This is a genomic window from Pedobacter miscanthi (assembly GCF_003315595.1).
Classification (GTDB): domain Bacteria; phylum Bacteroidota; class Bacteroidia; order Sphingobacteriales; family Sphingobacteriaceae; genus Pedobacter; species Pedobacter miscanthi.
This window is the reverse complement of record NZ_QNQU01000003.1, coordinates 383,582-399,662: the sequence shown is the minus strand read 5'-3', so window position 1 is coordinate 399,662 and position 16,081 is coordinate 383,582. Positions and strand designations below refer to the sequence as shown.

The window sequence follows — 16,081 nt, the reverse complement described above, 5'->3', positions numbered from 1 at the left end:
TCCAAAGCCACTTGAAAAGAGTTTTATTCATAGGAGGTTTAAGGTGGATAGGGCTGTTGTTACGATTAATGGCTTTGGGATAATGCCAGAACAGCCCCTTGTAAATAAACCCGACAGAGCGGGTAGCCCGCATCCCGATTTTTCATCGGGAGAGGACTACAAGCGATGGCGGGACTGCAGGCCCCTATGAAAAGCGGCACGCAAATTTTCCAAAAGAAGAAATTCATTCTAACTGCTTTAGTATCCCAAAGTCTGCCCGTATACCTACGCTTTTAAACTTCGTAGGCTACATACGAATAATATATATAAATACTATAGAATTAATATATTTTAATAATTTTGCAGCGTCTTAACTTATTTTCATGAAGAAATCTATTGCCAGCATAGTTGCTGAGGCAAACGAGAGTGGCGAAGGAACCTTAAAAAGAACTTTAGGCCCCATAAACCTTATTTTAATCGGTGTTGGCCTAACACTTGGCGCGGGTTTATTTTCCATTACGGGTTTGGCAGCAGCCAACCATTCGGGCCCTGCAGTAACCTTATCTTTTGTAATTGCGGCTTTAGGCTGTGGTTTTGCAGCACTGTGTTATGCAGAATTTGCATCGATGATTCCGGTTGCGGGTAGTGCCTATACCTATTCGTATGCTACCATGGGCGAACTTTTTGCATGGATTATCGGCTGGGATCTGGTTTTGGAATATTCTGTTGGCTGCGCTACTGTAGCCATCAGCTGGTCGCAATATTTAACCAAATTTTTAGCCAGTTTACACATTTACCTCCCTCCGCAGTTAACCTTATCCCCTTTCGAAACCGCTAAACTGGCCGATGGCTCTACCATTCATGGTATCATCAATATTCCGGCAGCGCTTGTGGTGGTACTAATGACGGCGATATTGATCCGTGGTACAAAAGGATCGGCCATTGTAAACGGGATTATTGTATTTCTGAAAGTTGGCGTAGTATTGGTTTTTATTGCTTTAGGCTGGCAATATATTGATCCGGCAAATTATCATCCCTATATCCCCGAAAATACCGGAACCTTTGGTCAGTTTGGATGGAGCGGTGTATTACGTGGTGCAGGATTGGTATTTTTTGTATTTATCGGTTTTGATGCTGTTGCGGCATCTGCGCAGGAAACCAAAAAACCAGCCCGGGATTTACCTATTGGTATTATCGGCTCTTTAGTGGTTTGTACTGTTTTATTTGGACTTTTTGGCCACGTGATGACAGGTTTGGCCAATTATAAAGAATTTGCCAACAGCGGTGCCCCGGTAGCCATAGCCATCGAAAAAACACCTTATGCATGGCTAAGTCAGGCGATTATTTTAGCCATTTTAATTGGTTATACATCAGTAATTTTAATTGATTTAATGGCACAATCGAGGATGTTTTACTCGATTAGTAAAGATGGTTTATTGCCTAAAATGTTTTCTGACGTACACACTAAATTTAAAACACCCTACAAATCGAATATCATTCTTTGTTTATTCATTGGTCTTTTCGCGGCTTTTGTACCCATGAATGTGGTTGGCGAAATGACCAGTATCGGAACTTTACTGGCATTTTTAATGGTATGTGTAGGCATCCTGATTTTAAGAAAAACCGATCCCGAAGCGAAACGTCCTTTCAGGGTTCCATTGGTGCCATTAATCCCGATTCTGGGAATTTTAACCTGTATTGCCATGATGGTATTTTTACCCTGGGAAACCTGGTTAAGACTTGCCGTATGGTTAATTATCGGTTTGGCCATTTATTTTTGGTACGGCAAAAAGAACAGTAAACTCAGGGAAAAAGAAATGGCAGGACACAACGAGTAAAATCAACCATTGTATACCAGGGGTGATCAAGTTGTATTGAATATCAAACAACCTGATCACCCTTTTTATTTACCGTCAGTATTTTACAACCGTATAAATATCAATTAATTAAGAAAAAATATAAGTTATTAACAATTTAACATTTTTCCTGGTTTTTGGCCTGGGATTTGTCTTAGAAAAACTGACCCTATTAAAACATTATCCCATGATTATTAAATTAGACACATCGGTTTTCAGGCTTACCAAGCACAAAACAGAAACGGTAAAAAAAGTTGCAGTACCACTTACCAGAGAACAATGGATTACCGCCGATAGAATTGTAATAATTGCCATGTTTATTGCTACAATTGCTGGTGCAATTTTATTTTAAATTTCCGATGGTTAATCAAAAATCTTCAGAAATTAATTCCTTATTGATCATCACTGCAGCCATGGTTCCAGACGCTGTAATAATAGATAACGACCTGAATAAGGTTGTACAATCTCCTGCGGCATAAACGCCTTTGGCAGTGGTTTGCTGCTGCTCATTTACTTTTATTATTTTCAGATCGGTTAATTCAAAACCTAATTGTTTATCAAAGTTTAAATGCTGTGTGATTTCGGGTTTAACATAAATTGCTTTTAGGGCTAATTTTTTTCCATTTTTAAAAACAACATTTTCAAGGTAACCATCCCGATGTTCGAATTCAACCACTTCATCTTCAACAATGGTTATCGATTTAGATCTTAATTTTTCGGTCTGCACATCCGTTAATTCCGATTTCCCGTTGGTTAAAATGGTTAAATCTTTATTCAGCAGCTGTATATTTTTCGACATTTCGAATGCATGCTCTCCATTCATCAATAAAGCTACTTTTTCATTTTTCACTTCAAAACCATGGCAATAAGGGCAGTGTATGGCAGAAATGGCCCAACATGCAGCTAAACCTTTAATATCAGGCAATGTATCTTTTAAACCTGTGGCCAATAATAATTTTCGGGAGGTAAAATGCTCGCTATTTTCCAAATCTACACTAAACCCCTGCTCTGTTTGTTTTGCTGAGATAGCTTTTCCTTCTACAAACTTTACGGTTGGGTATTTTAAAACTTCGGCTTTTGCAGCAGCCGAAATATCGGCAGGCCTATCGCCGTCGTGTGTTAAAAAATTATGAGAATGTGGGGTTTGTTTATTGCAGGGTTCGCTGGCATCGATTACCAGAACATTCCTGGTTGAGCGACCCAAAGTTAAAGCAGCCGATAAACCTGCGTAGCTGCCACCAATTATAATTACATCAAAATCCATATCCTTATTTTTTAAAACAAAGATCTGAATTCAATTTTTAAATGCAACATAGATGCATTAAATGAATGTCATTTTATTTTTTGAAAATAAAAGCTTTAATGAAACTTCCATAATACGACCGTGCTTCGATTATCTTATAATCATTTTTTAAGAAATACGGAACCATATCAATCAGGTGATTCGCCTCTACCATACCTAAAATCTTAAAAAAACTGTACATCGATTGGAGTAACACCCATTTCCACCATTTTCCGTTTTTTTTATTTAGAGAAAAATCGACCAGAAACCATAATCCATCTTTTTTCAGGTAGCGGTTTAATTGTTCAAAAACTTTAGCTGCCTGCTCTTCAACGAAGTTATCAAAAAGGAAAGGAGTTAAAATTACATCAAAGTTTTTGTCAGTTTTGAAATCCTCAATGCCCAGGTTTATAAAATCGACATGGTTGCCCTGATAATTTCGTTTTTGGGAAAGTGCGATCATTTTAGCTGAAATCTCAACATAAACAATCTTCAATCCGCTTACATGAACCTTAGCTAATTCTTCTAAAATCCAACCCGTACCTCCACCAGCAATTAAAACTGTACTATTTTCGGGAATATACCCAAGCTGGTTCACCTGCGCATTAACCTGCGACCTAAAAAACACCAGGCGACTTAACGTATCGTAATGATTGGCTATTTTATCGTAGTTGTTGTTCATTTTTGGTTAATCGGTTAATTGTTGAAATTGGTTAATTGAACCGTGCCATTGTCTGGTTAATTGGTTAACTGTACAAATTGGTTAATCGTACCGTGCAAGAGCTTAAAATGGTTAATCGGTTAACTGTTTAAATTGGTTAATTAAACATAGTCATCAATTAACCAGTTAACCGATTTAAACAATTAACCAATATAGTTTAAACAATTAACCAATATAGTTTAAACAGTTAACCCCTAATGCACAAACTGCATTCCTATAATTCCACATATTGCCTTAAATAATATCAATCCATCAATAACCATCAGGTAGTAGAGGATGTTTTTTCTCCGGTGCATGGAATAAGCAATATAAATGGTCATTATAAACGGAAGTACATTAAATAAAACCTGAGGTAAACCAAAACCTTTGTAGCTGGCAAATATTCCCAGGGAAATTAAACCAATAATTAACAAAGGGATTAGTATGCTAAAAATTGTTTTACGTAAGCCATATCGTACCACGAATGTCCGCAGGTGTTTATTGGCATCGGTCGGGTAGTCTTTAATATCGAAAATGATGGCATTTACGGTACAGAACATCCAGTTTTTAATAAATAACCACGTCCATAATACCGAATCATGATAGCCTACACCAGTTTCAATTTTAAGCATAATCAGCGGGAGCACGTTGGCACAACAGGCCCATACAAAACCGATTACAAAAGCCTTTAGCCAGCCGGTGTTGCGGAGATTAAATTTTAAAAAAGACCTGGGGAGTAAACCATAATACAAGCCGCCTGCTACAATAATAATTACTATGGCAATCCAATAAGTTAAAGGAAGTGCCAGAATATGCTGATAGTTCTGCCATAGCAGATTAACAGCCAGCAGCATGCAGGTAATAAAAAGTAATGCCTGACTCCAGTTAATAAATGTTTTGTGTTTAAAATACCACTGGTTGCGTGGATTAGTGCTGGAAGGTGCAGTAGAAACTTTATTGTATGCGTAAGTGTAATAAATGGTTGGTGCCAAAAACAACAGCAGGTAGTAATTTAAGGAGTTAAAAGGCAACCTCAACTGAAAGGTGGCTTCGAGGGTTAAAGCCACCGCCAGAATGCCCACAAAGTAGTTTCCAAAGAAAATAAACCTGATTATTTTATTGAGCATTCGCTACCGTTTTTCAGCAGGCAATTTCGGATATATAATTGAATATGATAAATAATAAAACCGATTTTCTGCTATCTTAGGGTCAGCAATAAATTGACCAATAAAATTATAATCCTAAAAATAACAACGATATGGAAGATTCAAAAAACTTAACTCCAGATACAGATATTACACCAAAGGTGACTGGTATAGGAGGTATTTTCTTTTTTTCAGACAACCCGAAAGAGACAAAAGATTGGTATGCCAAAAATTTAGGGGTTGAAGTTAACGCATGGGGTTCGGTGAGTTTCGACTCTCGGAATATCAATAACCCTGATGAAGTTGAAACACTTCAATGGAGCCCGTTTAAAAAAGGTGATGAATATTTTTCTCCATCAAAAAAGGAATTCATGATCAATTACCGCGTTCAAAACCTGGAAGCACTATTGGAGAAACTAAGAGAAAACGGGGTAACCATTCTTGACGAAATTGCCACTTATGATTTTGGTAAGTTTATCCATATTATGGATGCAGAAGGCAATAAAATTGAGTTATGGGAGCCAAAATAGTTTTTTTGATTGATAAAAGGCTGTCATCCTTAGCTCAGCGAAGGATCTTTATAAGTAAACTTATTCGTGCGTCACCCTGAATTCATTTCAGGGTCTTTATAGCATAAAAGATGCTGAAATAAATTCAGCATGACGATCGCATTGTAGCACGAGCCTAAATACTTATTCTGGTTATTATTTGAATTTGTCCTATAAACAAAAAAGCCTTCCAGTAAACTGAAAGGCTTTAAGTATGGGAAATGATCCCGATCAGAATCGGGACGATCCCGGTGTAAACAAAATACGATAATTCAGCTATCCAATTAATTTTTCTATCATCGTTCTGCTTTTCCAGTTTTTAATTTGCTTTTCCCTAAGTATTGCATCTTTTTTAGTTTCAAAAAGCTGAAACCAAACTATACACCAATCGCCCGTGTGTCCGGTAAAACCAGCATGATTTGTATTGTGTTTTTTTAACCGTTCTTTTAAGTTAATAGTGGATCCGATATAATATTTGTCACGGATTTTCGAATATAAAATGTAGGTGTAAAACATCTCGAACAATTGTTAATTATTGTGGGACGTTTTATTTTTTTAGAAATCTAATTTGCATAGCGATTTCTGTATCAAAGGGTATGCTTGGTGTAAACCAAATACCTCTAATTATCTATATCAAGATAGTTATTTTATTTGACAGAACAAATAGTATTGCAAAAACTTTTTAAGACAAATGCTTTGGAAACGATCCCGATCAGAATCGGGACGACCCCCTGGTGTAAACGAGTCCTACTTAAATTTCAACCATAAAAAAAGCCTTCCAGTAAACTGAAAGGCTTTAGTGGGAAATGATCCCGATCTAAATCGGGACGCCCCCCGGTGTAAACGAGGCATACTTAAATTTCAACCATAAAAAAAGCCTCTCAAGTAAACTGAAAGGCTTTAGTGGGAAATGATCCCGATCTAAATCGGGACGACCCCGGTGTAAACGAGGCCTACTTAAATTTCAACCATAAAAAAGCCTTCCAGTAAACTGAAAGGCTTTAGTGGGAAATGATCCCGATCTAAATCGGGCCGCCCCCCGGTGTAAACGAGGCATACGTAAATTTCAACCATAAAAAAAGCCTCTCAAGTACACTGAAAGGCTTTAGTGGGAAATGATCCCGATCTAAATCGGGACGCCCCCCCGGTGTAAACGAGGCCTACTTAAATTTCAACCATAAAAAAAGCCTTCCAGTAAACTGAAAGGCTTTAAGTGTGGGAAATGATCCCAATCAGAATCAGGACGCCCCCCGGTGTAAACGAGGCCCACTTAAATTTCAACCATAAAAAAAGCCTTCCAGTAAACTGAAAGGCTTTAAGTGTGGGAAATGATCCCGATCTAAATCGGGACGACCCTCTGTGTAAACGAGGCCTACTTAAATTTCAACCATAAAAAAAAAGCCTTACAGTAAACTGAAAGGCTTTAGATGTGGGAAATGAGGGGTTCGAACCCCCGACCCCCTCGGTGTAAACGAGGTGCTCTGAACCAGCTGAGCTAATTTCCCTATTGTTATGTTTTAAAAAGTTTGATAAAAAAGCCTTCCAGTAAACTGAAAGGCTTTGGTGGGAAATGAGGGGTTCGAACCCCCGACCCCCTCGGTGTAAACGAGGTGCTCTGAACCAGCTGAGCTAATTTCCCTATTGTTATGTTTTAAAAAGTTTGATAAAAAAGCCTTCCAGTAAACTGAAAGGCTTTGGTGGGAAATGAGGGGTTCGAACCCCCGACCCCCTCGGTGTAAACGAGGTGCTCTGAACCAGCTGAGCTAATTTCCCTTTATCTTTTAAGTAATCAACTCACTTTTTCGATCCGACCCTCCCGACTGTAATGTCGGGATGCTCTGAACCAGCTGAGCTAATTTCCCTTTTATATTTTGTCAAACTTAATGCCCCATCCTCCGTTTGGGAATGCAAATATAGCGCTATAAAACTGTTCTGCAAATCTTTTTTTCTTTTTTTTCAACTTAACAAAGTTTCAAGGATTTTATGTGATTGCACCACCCCAAACGAAGCTGTATGTAAGGTATAGAAAACCAATACCTTATCTAACAGAAAGCGTCGCTGCGTATTGTTTAATTTTATTTCAGAAATTTTTTCGAGGGGGGATTCAAAAAGTGAAATAAAGCCAAGGGCATCATCCAGGTTAAGGTAATTGGGATGGATTGGTACACGTGAACTAAATTCTCCTTCCTGCAAATCGAAATAAATCTGATCGTTCCGTCTTTTACCGTTTGGCGAAAAGCCTAAAAAGCGTGTCAATTTTAACAAAAAGGATAAATGAAAGTTGGGATTGATCTCTTCTACTTCATCAAACCAGGCTATGGAGTTAAAAATATAATCGAATAAACTTTCATCAGCCGATTGCTGCCTGATGCTTTTATACAAAACCTCGTTTAAAAAAATAACTATACTGGTTTTGATTACATCGTATGGGATACTTTTAAAAACCGGTGTTTGCCGTACCTCGGATATCCGCTGAATATTCGTATTTGCCTTATGATAAACCACCATATCAAGCAAATGGAGCGATTGCAGCATGTTCATTTTAATTTTGGCTTTCGGCTTCTTAACTCCATTAATCAGATAAGATTGCATTCCGAATTTATCGGTAAGTACCTGTACCACCACACTGCTTTCGCTATAATCGGTGGTCTTTAAAACAATGCCCCTCACTTTATGCAACATACTGTTAAAACAATTTTTTCAAAAGTATGTTATTTGTGCAAATTTAATTGTGCAAAAAGTAATCGCGTTTTACAAATAAGATTAGTTTTGCCATTAAAATTATTATTAAACTAAGCTGCACATGTGGGTTAAGCTATCGAGATTTATTCTTCAGAACCGTATCGCAATCATCGTATTTTTTGTTTTAGGAACCATTTTTATGGCTTATCAGGCCAAAAATGTTAAACTCTCCTATACGGGGAGCAAAATCCTGCCCGTTACCGATAGCGCATTTGTAAAATATAACCTCTTTAAAAAGACTTTCGGCGAAGATGGAAGTGTGATGGTAGTAGGAATCCAGTCGCCTGATATTTTTAAAAAAGAGATTTATAATCAATGGGTTCAGCTTTCTAACGAAATCCAGAAATTAAAGGGAATTAAGCAGGTTTTATCTTCCGGACGGATTTTTCAGCTGGAAAAAGATACCGTGAACCAAAAATTTGTTTTAAAGCCGTTACCAGGCGGTTTGGTTAAAACTGATGCCGAAATGGACTCAATTAAGAATACCATTTATGGCAATCCATTTTTCGAAGGATTAGTCTATAACCGTCAGAATGCTACTTTAATGGCCATTACTTTCGATACCAAAATCTTAAACACAGCAGAACGTAATCCGATACTAAAAGAAATCGAAGCCAAGGCAAAAGCTTTCCAGGCATCTAGTAAAATTCAGGTACATATTTCGGGCCTGCCTTATATCCGCACCGCCGTAAGTAAACTGGTTAGCAACGAGTTTGTACTCTTTTTAGGTTTATCGATACTGGTTTCAGCACTAATTTTATTGTTTTTCTTCAAGAAATTTTACGCGGTGTTCTTCCCTATTCTTGTAGTGGTAATGGGCGTAATCTGGAGTATCGGCACATTGGTGTTATTTGGTTTTGAACTGACCATTTTAACAGGACTAATTCCACCGCTTATTGTAATTATTGGTATCCCTAACAGTATTTTATTGTTGAACAAATACCAGAATGAACTTAGAAAAGACGGCGATAAACAGCGTGCCTTAAGCGTAACCATAGAAAGAATTGCCATCACCACGCTAATTGCGAATATTACTGCAGCTATCGGATTCGGGGTATTGTATTTTACCGGAAGTGAACTTTTAATGCAATTTGGCAGCGTAGCTTCCATTAACGTAATGGTTACCTGGTTAATGTGTTTATGTTTAATCCCGATTATCTTTAGCTACCTGCCAGCGCCAAAACTTAAACCGCAAACACATATAGACGAAGGTTTTCTGCATAAATTATTGGTTAAAACCGATACGCTTGTACAACATAAAAGTGGATTGATTTATATCGGAACAATCATTATCTCCATCATTGCTTTTATTGGGGTAATGAAGATTAACGTTAACGGATACGTGGTTGACGACCTTCCGAAAAACTCTGAAATTTTAACGGATTTAAAGTTCTTTGAGAAAAATTTTGAAGGCATTTTACCGCTGGAAGTTAGTGTTGATACCAAGAAAAAGAACGGCGTTTTCAATTTAACCAATCTGAAAAGAATGGAAAAACTGGAGAAAATGATTTCGGCCTATCCTGAGTTCTCGCGCTCCATTTCGGTAAACATGGGATTGAAATATGCTACCCAAGCCTTTTATAACAATGATTCTACATTTTTCCGTTTGCCGGATAATTTAGAAAAGAATTTTATTCTGGCATACATTGCCAACGGCGGAAAAGGAAATGCCAGTTTGTTAACCAATTTTATCAGTAAGGGCAACCAGAGTACAAGGATCAGTTTTCAAATGGCTGACGTTGGCTCTAAACGTTTGGATGCAATTATGCTCGAGTTAAAACCGCGTATCGATAGTATTTTGCCTCCATCTAAGTTTGATGTAGAACTGACCGGATCGAGCATTATCTTTTCGAAGGGGACAGACTATATGTTAAAACACCTGGTAGAAAGTATTGCATTGGCCATTATTTTAATTTCATTATTAAGGTTAATGCAGTTTAAAAGCCTGGGCATTATGTTTATTTCTCTATTGCCCAACATTGTGCCGTTAATCATTACGGCAGGAATTATGGGTTATTTCGGTATTTCATTAAAACCTTCTACCATCTTAATTTTCACCATTGCCTTTGGATTGGCATCCGATCAGACGATCTATTTCCTCACCAGATATCAGCAGGAATTAAACCTGACCAATTTTAGCGTTCCGAAGGTAATTACAGATACGATTACCGAAACAGGGGTAAGTATGACACATATTGCGCTTATTCTATTTTTTGGCTTCGGGATTTTTACCGCTTCTACTTTCGGCGGAACAGTAGTACTGGGATTGCTCCTATCGATCACTTTATTGGTGGCTTTGATTTTCAATCTTACATTATTGCCGGCATTGGTATTGTGGTTAGATAAAAAGAAAGTAAGAAAAATAATTTCTGATGAGGAATCGGCGAAAAATGCCGGGGAGTTTGACCATTAATTGAGTTGGGAGTTTTAGACGCAAAAACTAAATGCGATATGATTTATAGCCTTGGGTTTAAACCCAAGGCTATTTTTACAAAACAACCAATCCTACATTCCAACCTATCCAGCCTGTATACCTCGGATCTTTAAAGGTAAAATCGCGGTGTTTTTCCTGCAACAATCCAAAATCACCGATTTTGGTGTTTTGTTTGGTGTGATACACATTAACAGAGGGACCGCCCTGAATGGCCAGCCACTTATTTAATCTGATGTTTACCGGAAGTTCGAACTTACCCAACAGATTAATATAATTCCAATCGCCCTGATATACCCACTGAGTGCTGATTTCAGGATTTAGGGAAATTTTTCTAAAAAAGCTGATTTCCTTTCCAAAACCTAACCCACCAGTATACATTTTTTCTGAAGATTTTGTGTTCATACCAAACATCAACATATTATATAAACGTTTGCTGCCACCTTTATAAGCCATATTATAAGTTGTGCTTTCGTTCGTACCAAAACTGAATTTATGATAACCTTTTAGAGCCACGTTGATCAAACCAATTGAATAGCCATCGTTTTGATTTGAAATATTAAAAACCCCAAGCTGTACCCCCTTTAAATTTTTAGCATAATTAATTGCACCAATTTGTAGTCCACTAGCAGTTAGCCCGGTAAAATTTGTGAGCACTGCAAGATTTACGCCGCTGCTTTCTTTATCGATATTGGCAATGCCACCAATCTGTATTCCGCTTGTTCTACCACGTACTATGTTTCCCCCAATTCCAATCTGAACACCTTTAGTGTCTTTATTAACAAGATTCAAGGCACCTGTTTGAAAACCCTTTAAGGTTCCGCCTATTGTATTGAGCCCTAATGAAAGTTGAAGACCTTTCACATCCTGATTAACGTTATTATAAATTCCACCTACTTGCAAACCCTCGAAACCCTTGCCTGCCCGATTATAAGCCAAGGCAATCTGTACAGCCCGGACATCCCCAATTACATAATTGAAAAAACCACCTATTTGTGCTCCACGGACATTACCGCCCACCAGATTGAAACCGCCGGCAAACTGAAAATATTGCACATCGCTTTTATCGATATTGAAACCGAAACCGATTTCGGCCCCATCTACGCCGGCACTGTAAGCCCCAACTACATTAAGCGAAAATTTATTTACTACCTGTCCGCTTAATGAGCCATGTGAATTTAATCTGGGAATAAGTGAAAACTGGAATGGTGCCTTCGAAATAAATCCACCGATATTAATTGATTGAATTTTTTGTTGTGCAGTAACCAGGGCATTGCCCAACCAGGTTTTTTCTACATCATCCAAATTACCAGTAATAAATTGCTCACTAGTACTTTCTTTTTTAGGTGTAATGTTTACTTCGGCCAAAAAGTGGGTAATCGTTGATTTATAATTTTCTTTGCTTACGGTTAGTGAAATGGGTTGCGTAATATCTTTTAAACGCATAGAAAAGTAACCGTTCCCATCAGATATTTCGGAAACCAGCAGATTTTTCTCATAAATACTGGCATCCTGTATCGGTTTATTGGTTTGTTTATCTATAACCTGACCCGTAATGGTATAAAGTTCGGGATTGCCAACCGATTCATTAACGAGCAGAACCAGCTCGAGCGGCGCATAACGGATAATCACAAAATTACCCGACTGGCGGTATTCGAACCGGTGTTTTAATAATTTATCGAGGGTTTCGGCGATGTTCAGGTTATTTTCATGAATACTCACCAAACTATCAACTGGTAATATATTACTGTTATACGAAAACCTGAAACCGCCTTTTTCTTCTATCGTGGCCAATACCGAATCTAATTTCTGCTGATCGATATTGAGGGAAATATTTCTGGATAAGATAGACTGCGCTTTAACCAAACTATTTGAAAATAAGAGGAATAGAACAATAATTTTGAGCGTACGCATAGTCTTTATTTAAGTTTGATTATACCTTGCCCGTACTCTACTCTTATTTTAAAAGTTTCTGCAATCACATTCAGAATTTCTTTAAGCGATTCATTTTTAAAAGTAGTACTGATCGGAAGTGCCTTTAATGCAGGGGTTGTGATCACAATATTCGACTTAAATTTCTCGTTAAGCACGGCAACCAGTTCAGCAAGAGGGGTTCCATCACAAACCAGTTTGTTGGTATAATAATAATTGTACAGTTTACCCTGATTTTCACTCTTGGTTAAGTGTGCCTGATTCTGAGCAACATCTACTTTTTCGCCAGCAGTTAAACGCACACTATCACTTTGATTATTTACCTTAACGATACCGCTTTCTACAATTACAGTTGTTCTTTTACCATCACCTTTTACATTAAAAGCAGTACCTACCACGGTTACCCGCACATCGTTAATACTGATGATAAAAGGCTTTGATTTATCGGCACTAACCTTAAAAAAAGCTTCTCCTTTTAGTTTAACATCGCGGGTTTTATTAAAAAATCCACCTACAAAAGATATAGAAGATTGTTTGTTCAATATCGCGGTAGAACCATCAGGCAAAATCTGGGTCAAAGTTTCATTACCACTGTTCAAATTGGTTTTATTGCCAATTAAATTGTTATAGAAAAATAAGCCTGCACTAAAAATGATAGCGATTATAGCTACCCAGCGCAGCACAAATTTATAACCGATGGTTTTGGTTTCTTTCTGCAAGCGAATATTTAACCGCTCCAGAGCATGATGTTCATTTATCGAATGATCGATCTGAAGTTTACTTTTCTCCAGTATCGTCCTGAAATCGTCCAGCTGCTTACGGTGATCCGGATTTGATGCTACCCAGGCCTCCACCTGCTCAATTTCGGCTACAGAAGCCTCTCCAAGCAGGTATTTTGCAAGTACATCATCGTTAATATTTGTATAATTTTTATCCATAAGCTTATTTCAATAATATAAAAATGAGGATCAGGAAATCGACTACTTTAAGCCGTAAAATTTTTAAGGCTTTACCCATCTGGTTTTCTACCGTTTTGATAGAAATGTTTAACGCATCGGCAATTTCCTGATATTTCATCTGGTCGAACCTGCTCAGCTGAAATACATTCCTGCATTTTTCGGGCAGTTCGTTTATTGCCGAATGGATATTTTTCTCCAGCTCTGTTGCCATAATTTCTGTATTTAAATTTCCGGTGTCGTTTTTCACAACATCGGCATAATGGATATTAAAATTCGATCTCACTTTTTGATGTTTCAGGTAATTTAAGCTTTCGTTATGCACCGAACGGTATAAGAATGATTTTAAAAAACCATCCTCTTTAAGCTGATCCCTTTTTGTCCAGATACGTACAAACACATTCTGAACAATCTCTTCAGCATCATCTTTCTCCCTAATGATGGTAAAAGCATAGGCATGCAGACTTTTAAAGTATTTTAAAAATACTTCGTCGAAAGCCTGTTTATTACCGCTTTTAATTAATCCGATAAGGTGGGTATCGTTATTTTCCATAAGCTAAACCTGCAAGGTTTTAAAAACCTTACAGGTTTCGGGTTTAAATTATTCCGTTAAAATCGATTTCAATTTACGCCTAATAATGATTTCTTTTAAAAAGCCCGGGATAATTTTATCGAGCACGAGTAAAAAGCGGTTGGCAAAACCCGGGATAATTTCTTTTTTTCCTTTCAACATACCATCCATAGCTGTTCTGGCCACATAATCAGCTTCTAAAATGGTGGCTTTTGCAAAACCTCTGAGTTCATTGTTCATTACCAGCAATTCGGGCTTGGTATTAATGCCACCAGGGCTCAACAAACTGATGTGCACATTTGTGCCGCTTAGTTCGAGCTGCAGGCAACGGGTAAAATAACCAATAAAAGACTTGGTTGCACCATAAACCTGTTTTTTTGGAACGATAAAATGTCCGCCCAAACTGCCCACATTTAAAATATAACTTGCCGTTCTTTTATCGATATGGTTTAAAAATAAACGGGTAAGCAGCACGGTATTGGTAATGTTAAGGTCGATCTGGGTTCGGTAAAACTCTACATTTTTATCTTCGAACCAGCTCCAGTTTCCTAAACCAGCATTATTGATCAAAACGTTAACTTTGATGTTCTGCTCCCTTAATTTTTCGAATATTTCGCTTGCAGCATTGTTGTTGGTCAGGTCTGTTTCAATGCAATGCACTTTGCTGTTAAAGTTTATGCGGAGATAATTTGCTAAGTGCTCCAATCCGCTGTTGGGTAACGAAACCAAAACCAGTGCGAGTCCGCGTTTGGCCGCTTCGATGGCGAAAGACTTACCCAAACCCTCGCTCGCCCCTGTAATCAATGCTGTTAACTGTTTCATTTTATGTTTATTAATTCTTAACCACAGATTTACACAGATAAACACAGATCGTTAGGATCCAATTGTTAAAATTCTATCTGTGTGCATCCTTTTCATCCGTGGTTAATAAATTGTTTTATGCTTAAAGTGATTAATGGTTTTTCCTAATCCCACCGCAAAAGGCGTAATCCGGTAATTTAATTCGGTAATGGCTTTGTTACTCGAATACTGTTGATTGCATTTTAACCTATCGGCAAATTCTGGCAGAAAAAACGGTGTAAGATTAAAGAGTTTCGACTTTAGCGATTCCAGCAAACTATATGCTTTAATAATACCTACCGGGATTTTATATAAACTCCGTTGTTTACCTGTAAGCTGTTTTAAGGTATTGAAAAAACCATTAAATGAAACGTCAACCCCGCCTAATATATAACGTTCGCCGTTTCTTCCATTATTCATGGCCGCGATATGTCCATCTACTACATCATCAACAAAAGCATAATTGGCAATCGCTTTTCCGTCGCCGGGAATAAAATGCCAGGTACCATTAATGTAACCTGTAACCATTTTACTCACCGTATTGCTATCGGTAATCGGCCCATCGCCATATACCCTCGAAGGATTTACAATCACCACTTCCAAACCTTTCTTCACAAATGCCTTCACTTCCAGCTCGGCCAGGTATTTTGTGCGTTCGTAACTGATCGGAAAACCGACTGCCCTCGGATCATTCTCCGAAACCGGTAAATTCAATGTCGGTCCCCATACGCCACAGGTTGAGGTATGCACTACCCGCTCTACTCCTGTTTTTAATGCAGCGTTAAGCACATTTCTTGTTCCGATTACATTTACATCATAAAAATCCTGCTCATTTTTACACCACATTTTGGCCATTGCCGCGGTATGGTATACCTGATAACAGTCTTTTATGGCATTTTCCAAACTTTCAGTATCCAAAACATCACCTTTTACAAACTGGATATTCCGGTGTTTAATCAAAAACGGATGATTTACATTTCTGCAAAGTGCAATTACATCGTAACCCATCTCTGCAAGGGCAAAGCATAATTTTCGACCGATAAAACCCGAAGCCCCGGTAACCAAAACCCGCAGGTATTTATTTGCAACGGCTTCCATA

General features: G+C 37.9%; 15 protein-coding genes and 3 tRNA genes. 5 read left to right on the top strand and 13 right to left on the bottom strand.

Annotation, left to right across the window (positions count from 1 at the left end; genetic code table 11):
- The 3 genes from DRW42_RS29055 to DRW42_RS29000 form a co-directional block, all read left to right on the top strand.
- On the top strand, window positions 1-190 hold a 190-nt coding region (locus DRW42_RS29055; protein ID WP_208643503.1), incomplete at its 5' end, for a hypothetical protein.
- Window positions 191-362: 172 nt separating this feature from the next.
- Complete coding sequence (locus DRW42_RS05380; RefSeq protein WP_113947791.1) at window positions 363-1,817, top strand: amino acid permease; 1,455 nt, start codon at window positions 363-365, stop codon at window positions 1,815-1,817.
- Between the two features lie 205 nt (window positions 1,818-2,022).
- On the top strand, window positions 2,023-2,187 hold the full coding sequence (locus DRW42_RS29000) for a hypothetical protein (protein WP_167437790.1): 165 nt from the start codon (window positions 2,023-2,025) through the stop codon (window positions 2,185-2,187).
- Window positions 2,188-2,202: 15 nt separating this feature from the next.
- Here the strand turns inward: DRW42_RS29000 and DRW42_RS05375 are convergent, their stop codons facing one another.
- The 3 genes from DRW42_RS05375 to DRW42_RS05365 all read right to left on the bottom strand — a co-directional run bounded on the left by DRW42_RS05375 (window position 2,203) and on the right by DRW42_RS05365 (window position 4,944).
- Window positions 2,203-3,099, bottom strand: a complete 897-nt coding sequence (locus DRW42_RS05375; protein ID WP_113947790.1) for an NAD(P)/FAD-dependent oxidoreductase — start codon at window positions 3,097-3,099, stop codon at window positions 2,203-2,205.
- Between the two features lie 73 nt (window positions 3,100-3,172).
- The gene (locus DRW42_RS05370; protein ID WP_113947789.1) at window positions 3,173-3,799 is read right to left on the bottom strand and encodes a class I SAM-dependent methyltransferase; all 627 of its coding nucleotides are present in this window, start codon (window positions 3,797-3,799) and stop codon (window positions 3,173-3,175) included.
- A gap of 233 nt (window positions 3,800-4,032) precedes the next feature.
- Window positions 4,033-4,944 carry a UbiA prenyltransferase family protein gene (locus DRW42_RS05365; protein ID WP_113947788.1) on the bottom strand — a complete coding sequence of 304 codons (912 nt, stop codon included), beginning with the start codon at window positions 4,942-4,944 and terminating at the stop codon, window positions 4,033-4,035.
- Between the two features lie 131 nt (window positions 4,945-5,075).
- On the opposite strand from DRW42_RS05365, the gene DRW42_RS05360 reads away from it, so the two are divergent.
- Entirely contained in the window at window positions 5,076-5,492 is a 417-nt protein-coding gene (locus tag DRW42_RS05360; protein ID WP_113947787.1) for a VOC family protein, read from the top strand.
- A gap of 294 nt (window positions 5,493-5,786) precedes the next feature.
- On the opposite strand, the gene DRW42_RS05355 is transcribed toward DRW42_RS05360, so the two are convergent.
- The 5 genes from DRW42_RS05355 to recO form a co-directional block, all read right to left on the bottom strand.
- Window positions 5,787-6,026 carry a GIY-YIG nuclease family protein gene (locus tag DRW42_RS05355; RefSeq protein ID WP_113947786.1) on the bottom strand — a complete coding sequence of 80 codons (240 nt, stop codon included), beginning with the start codon at window positions 6,024-6,026 and terminating at the stop codon, window positions 5,787-5,789.
- Window positions 6,027-6,940: 914 nt separating this feature from the next.
- Window positions 6,941-7,015, bottom strand: a tRNA-Val gene (locus DRW42_RS05350).
- 56 nt (window positions 7,016-7,071) lie between these two features.
- A tRNA-Val gene (locus DRW42_RS05345) sits at window positions 7,072-7,149 on the bottom strand.
- Between the two features lie 56 nt (window positions 7,150-7,205).
- Window positions 7,206-7,283: transfer RNA gene (locus DRW42_RS05340), tRNA-Val, on the bottom strand.
- Between the two features lie 183 nt (window positions 7,284-7,466).
- Entirely contained in the window at window positions 7,467-8,192 is a 726-nt protein-coding gene (gene recO / locus DRW42_RS05335; protein WP_113947785.1) for a DNA repair protein RecO, read from the bottom strand.
- Window positions 8,193-8,313: 121 nt separating this feature from the next.
- Here recO and DRW42_RS05330 point away from each other — a divergent pair, with 121 nt between their 5' ends.
- Window positions 8,314-10,665 (top strand): efflux RND transporter permease subunit, encoded by a 2,352-nt coding sequence (locus tag DRW42_RS05330; protein WP_244215191.1) that lies wholly within the window; start codon window positions 8,314-8,316, stop codon window positions 10,663-10,665.
- Between the two features lie 75 nt (window positions 10,666-10,740).
- Here DRW42_RS05330 and DRW42_RS05325 read toward each other — a convergent pair whose 3' ends face one another.
- The 5 genes from DRW42_RS05325 to DRW42_RS05305 all read right to left on the bottom strand — a co-directional run bounded on the left by DRW42_RS05325 (window position 10,741) and on the right by DRW42_RS05305 (window position 16,080).
- Complete coding sequence (locus tag DRW42_RS05325) at window positions 10,741-12,597, bottom strand: STN and carboxypeptidase regulatory-like domain-containing protein (protein ID WP_147243668.1); 1,857 nt, start codon at window positions 12,595-12,597, stop codon at window positions 10,741-10,743.
- A gap of 5 nt (window positions 12,598-12,602) precedes the next feature.
- Entirely contained in the window at window positions 12,603-13,553 is a 951-nt protein-coding gene (locus DRW42_RS05320; protein ID WP_113947783.1) for a FecR family protein, read from the bottom strand.
- Between the two features lie 4 nt (window positions 13,554-13,557).
- Window positions 13,558-14,124, bottom strand: coding sequence for an RNA polymerase sigma-70 factor (locus DRW42_RS05315; protein ID WP_113947782.1), 567 nt, complete (start codon window positions 14,122-14,124; stop codon window positions 13,558-13,560).
- Between the two features lie 48 nt (window positions 14,125-14,172).
- Window positions 14,173-14,964, bottom strand: a complete 792-nt coding sequence (locus DRW42_RS05310; RefSeq protein ID WP_113947781.1) for an SDR family NAD(P)-dependent oxidoreductase — start codon at window positions 14,962-14,964, stop codon at window positions 14,173-14,175.
- A 102-nt stretch (window positions 14,965-15,066) separates the two neighbouring features.
- A complete protein-coding gene (locus DRW42_RS05305) occupies window positions 15,067-16,080 on the bottom strand; it encodes an SDR family NAD(P)-dependent oxidoreductase (RefSeq protein ID WP_113947780.1) in 1,014 nt (337 codons plus the stop codon).
- Between the last annotated feature and the right edge of the window lies 1 nt (window position 16,081).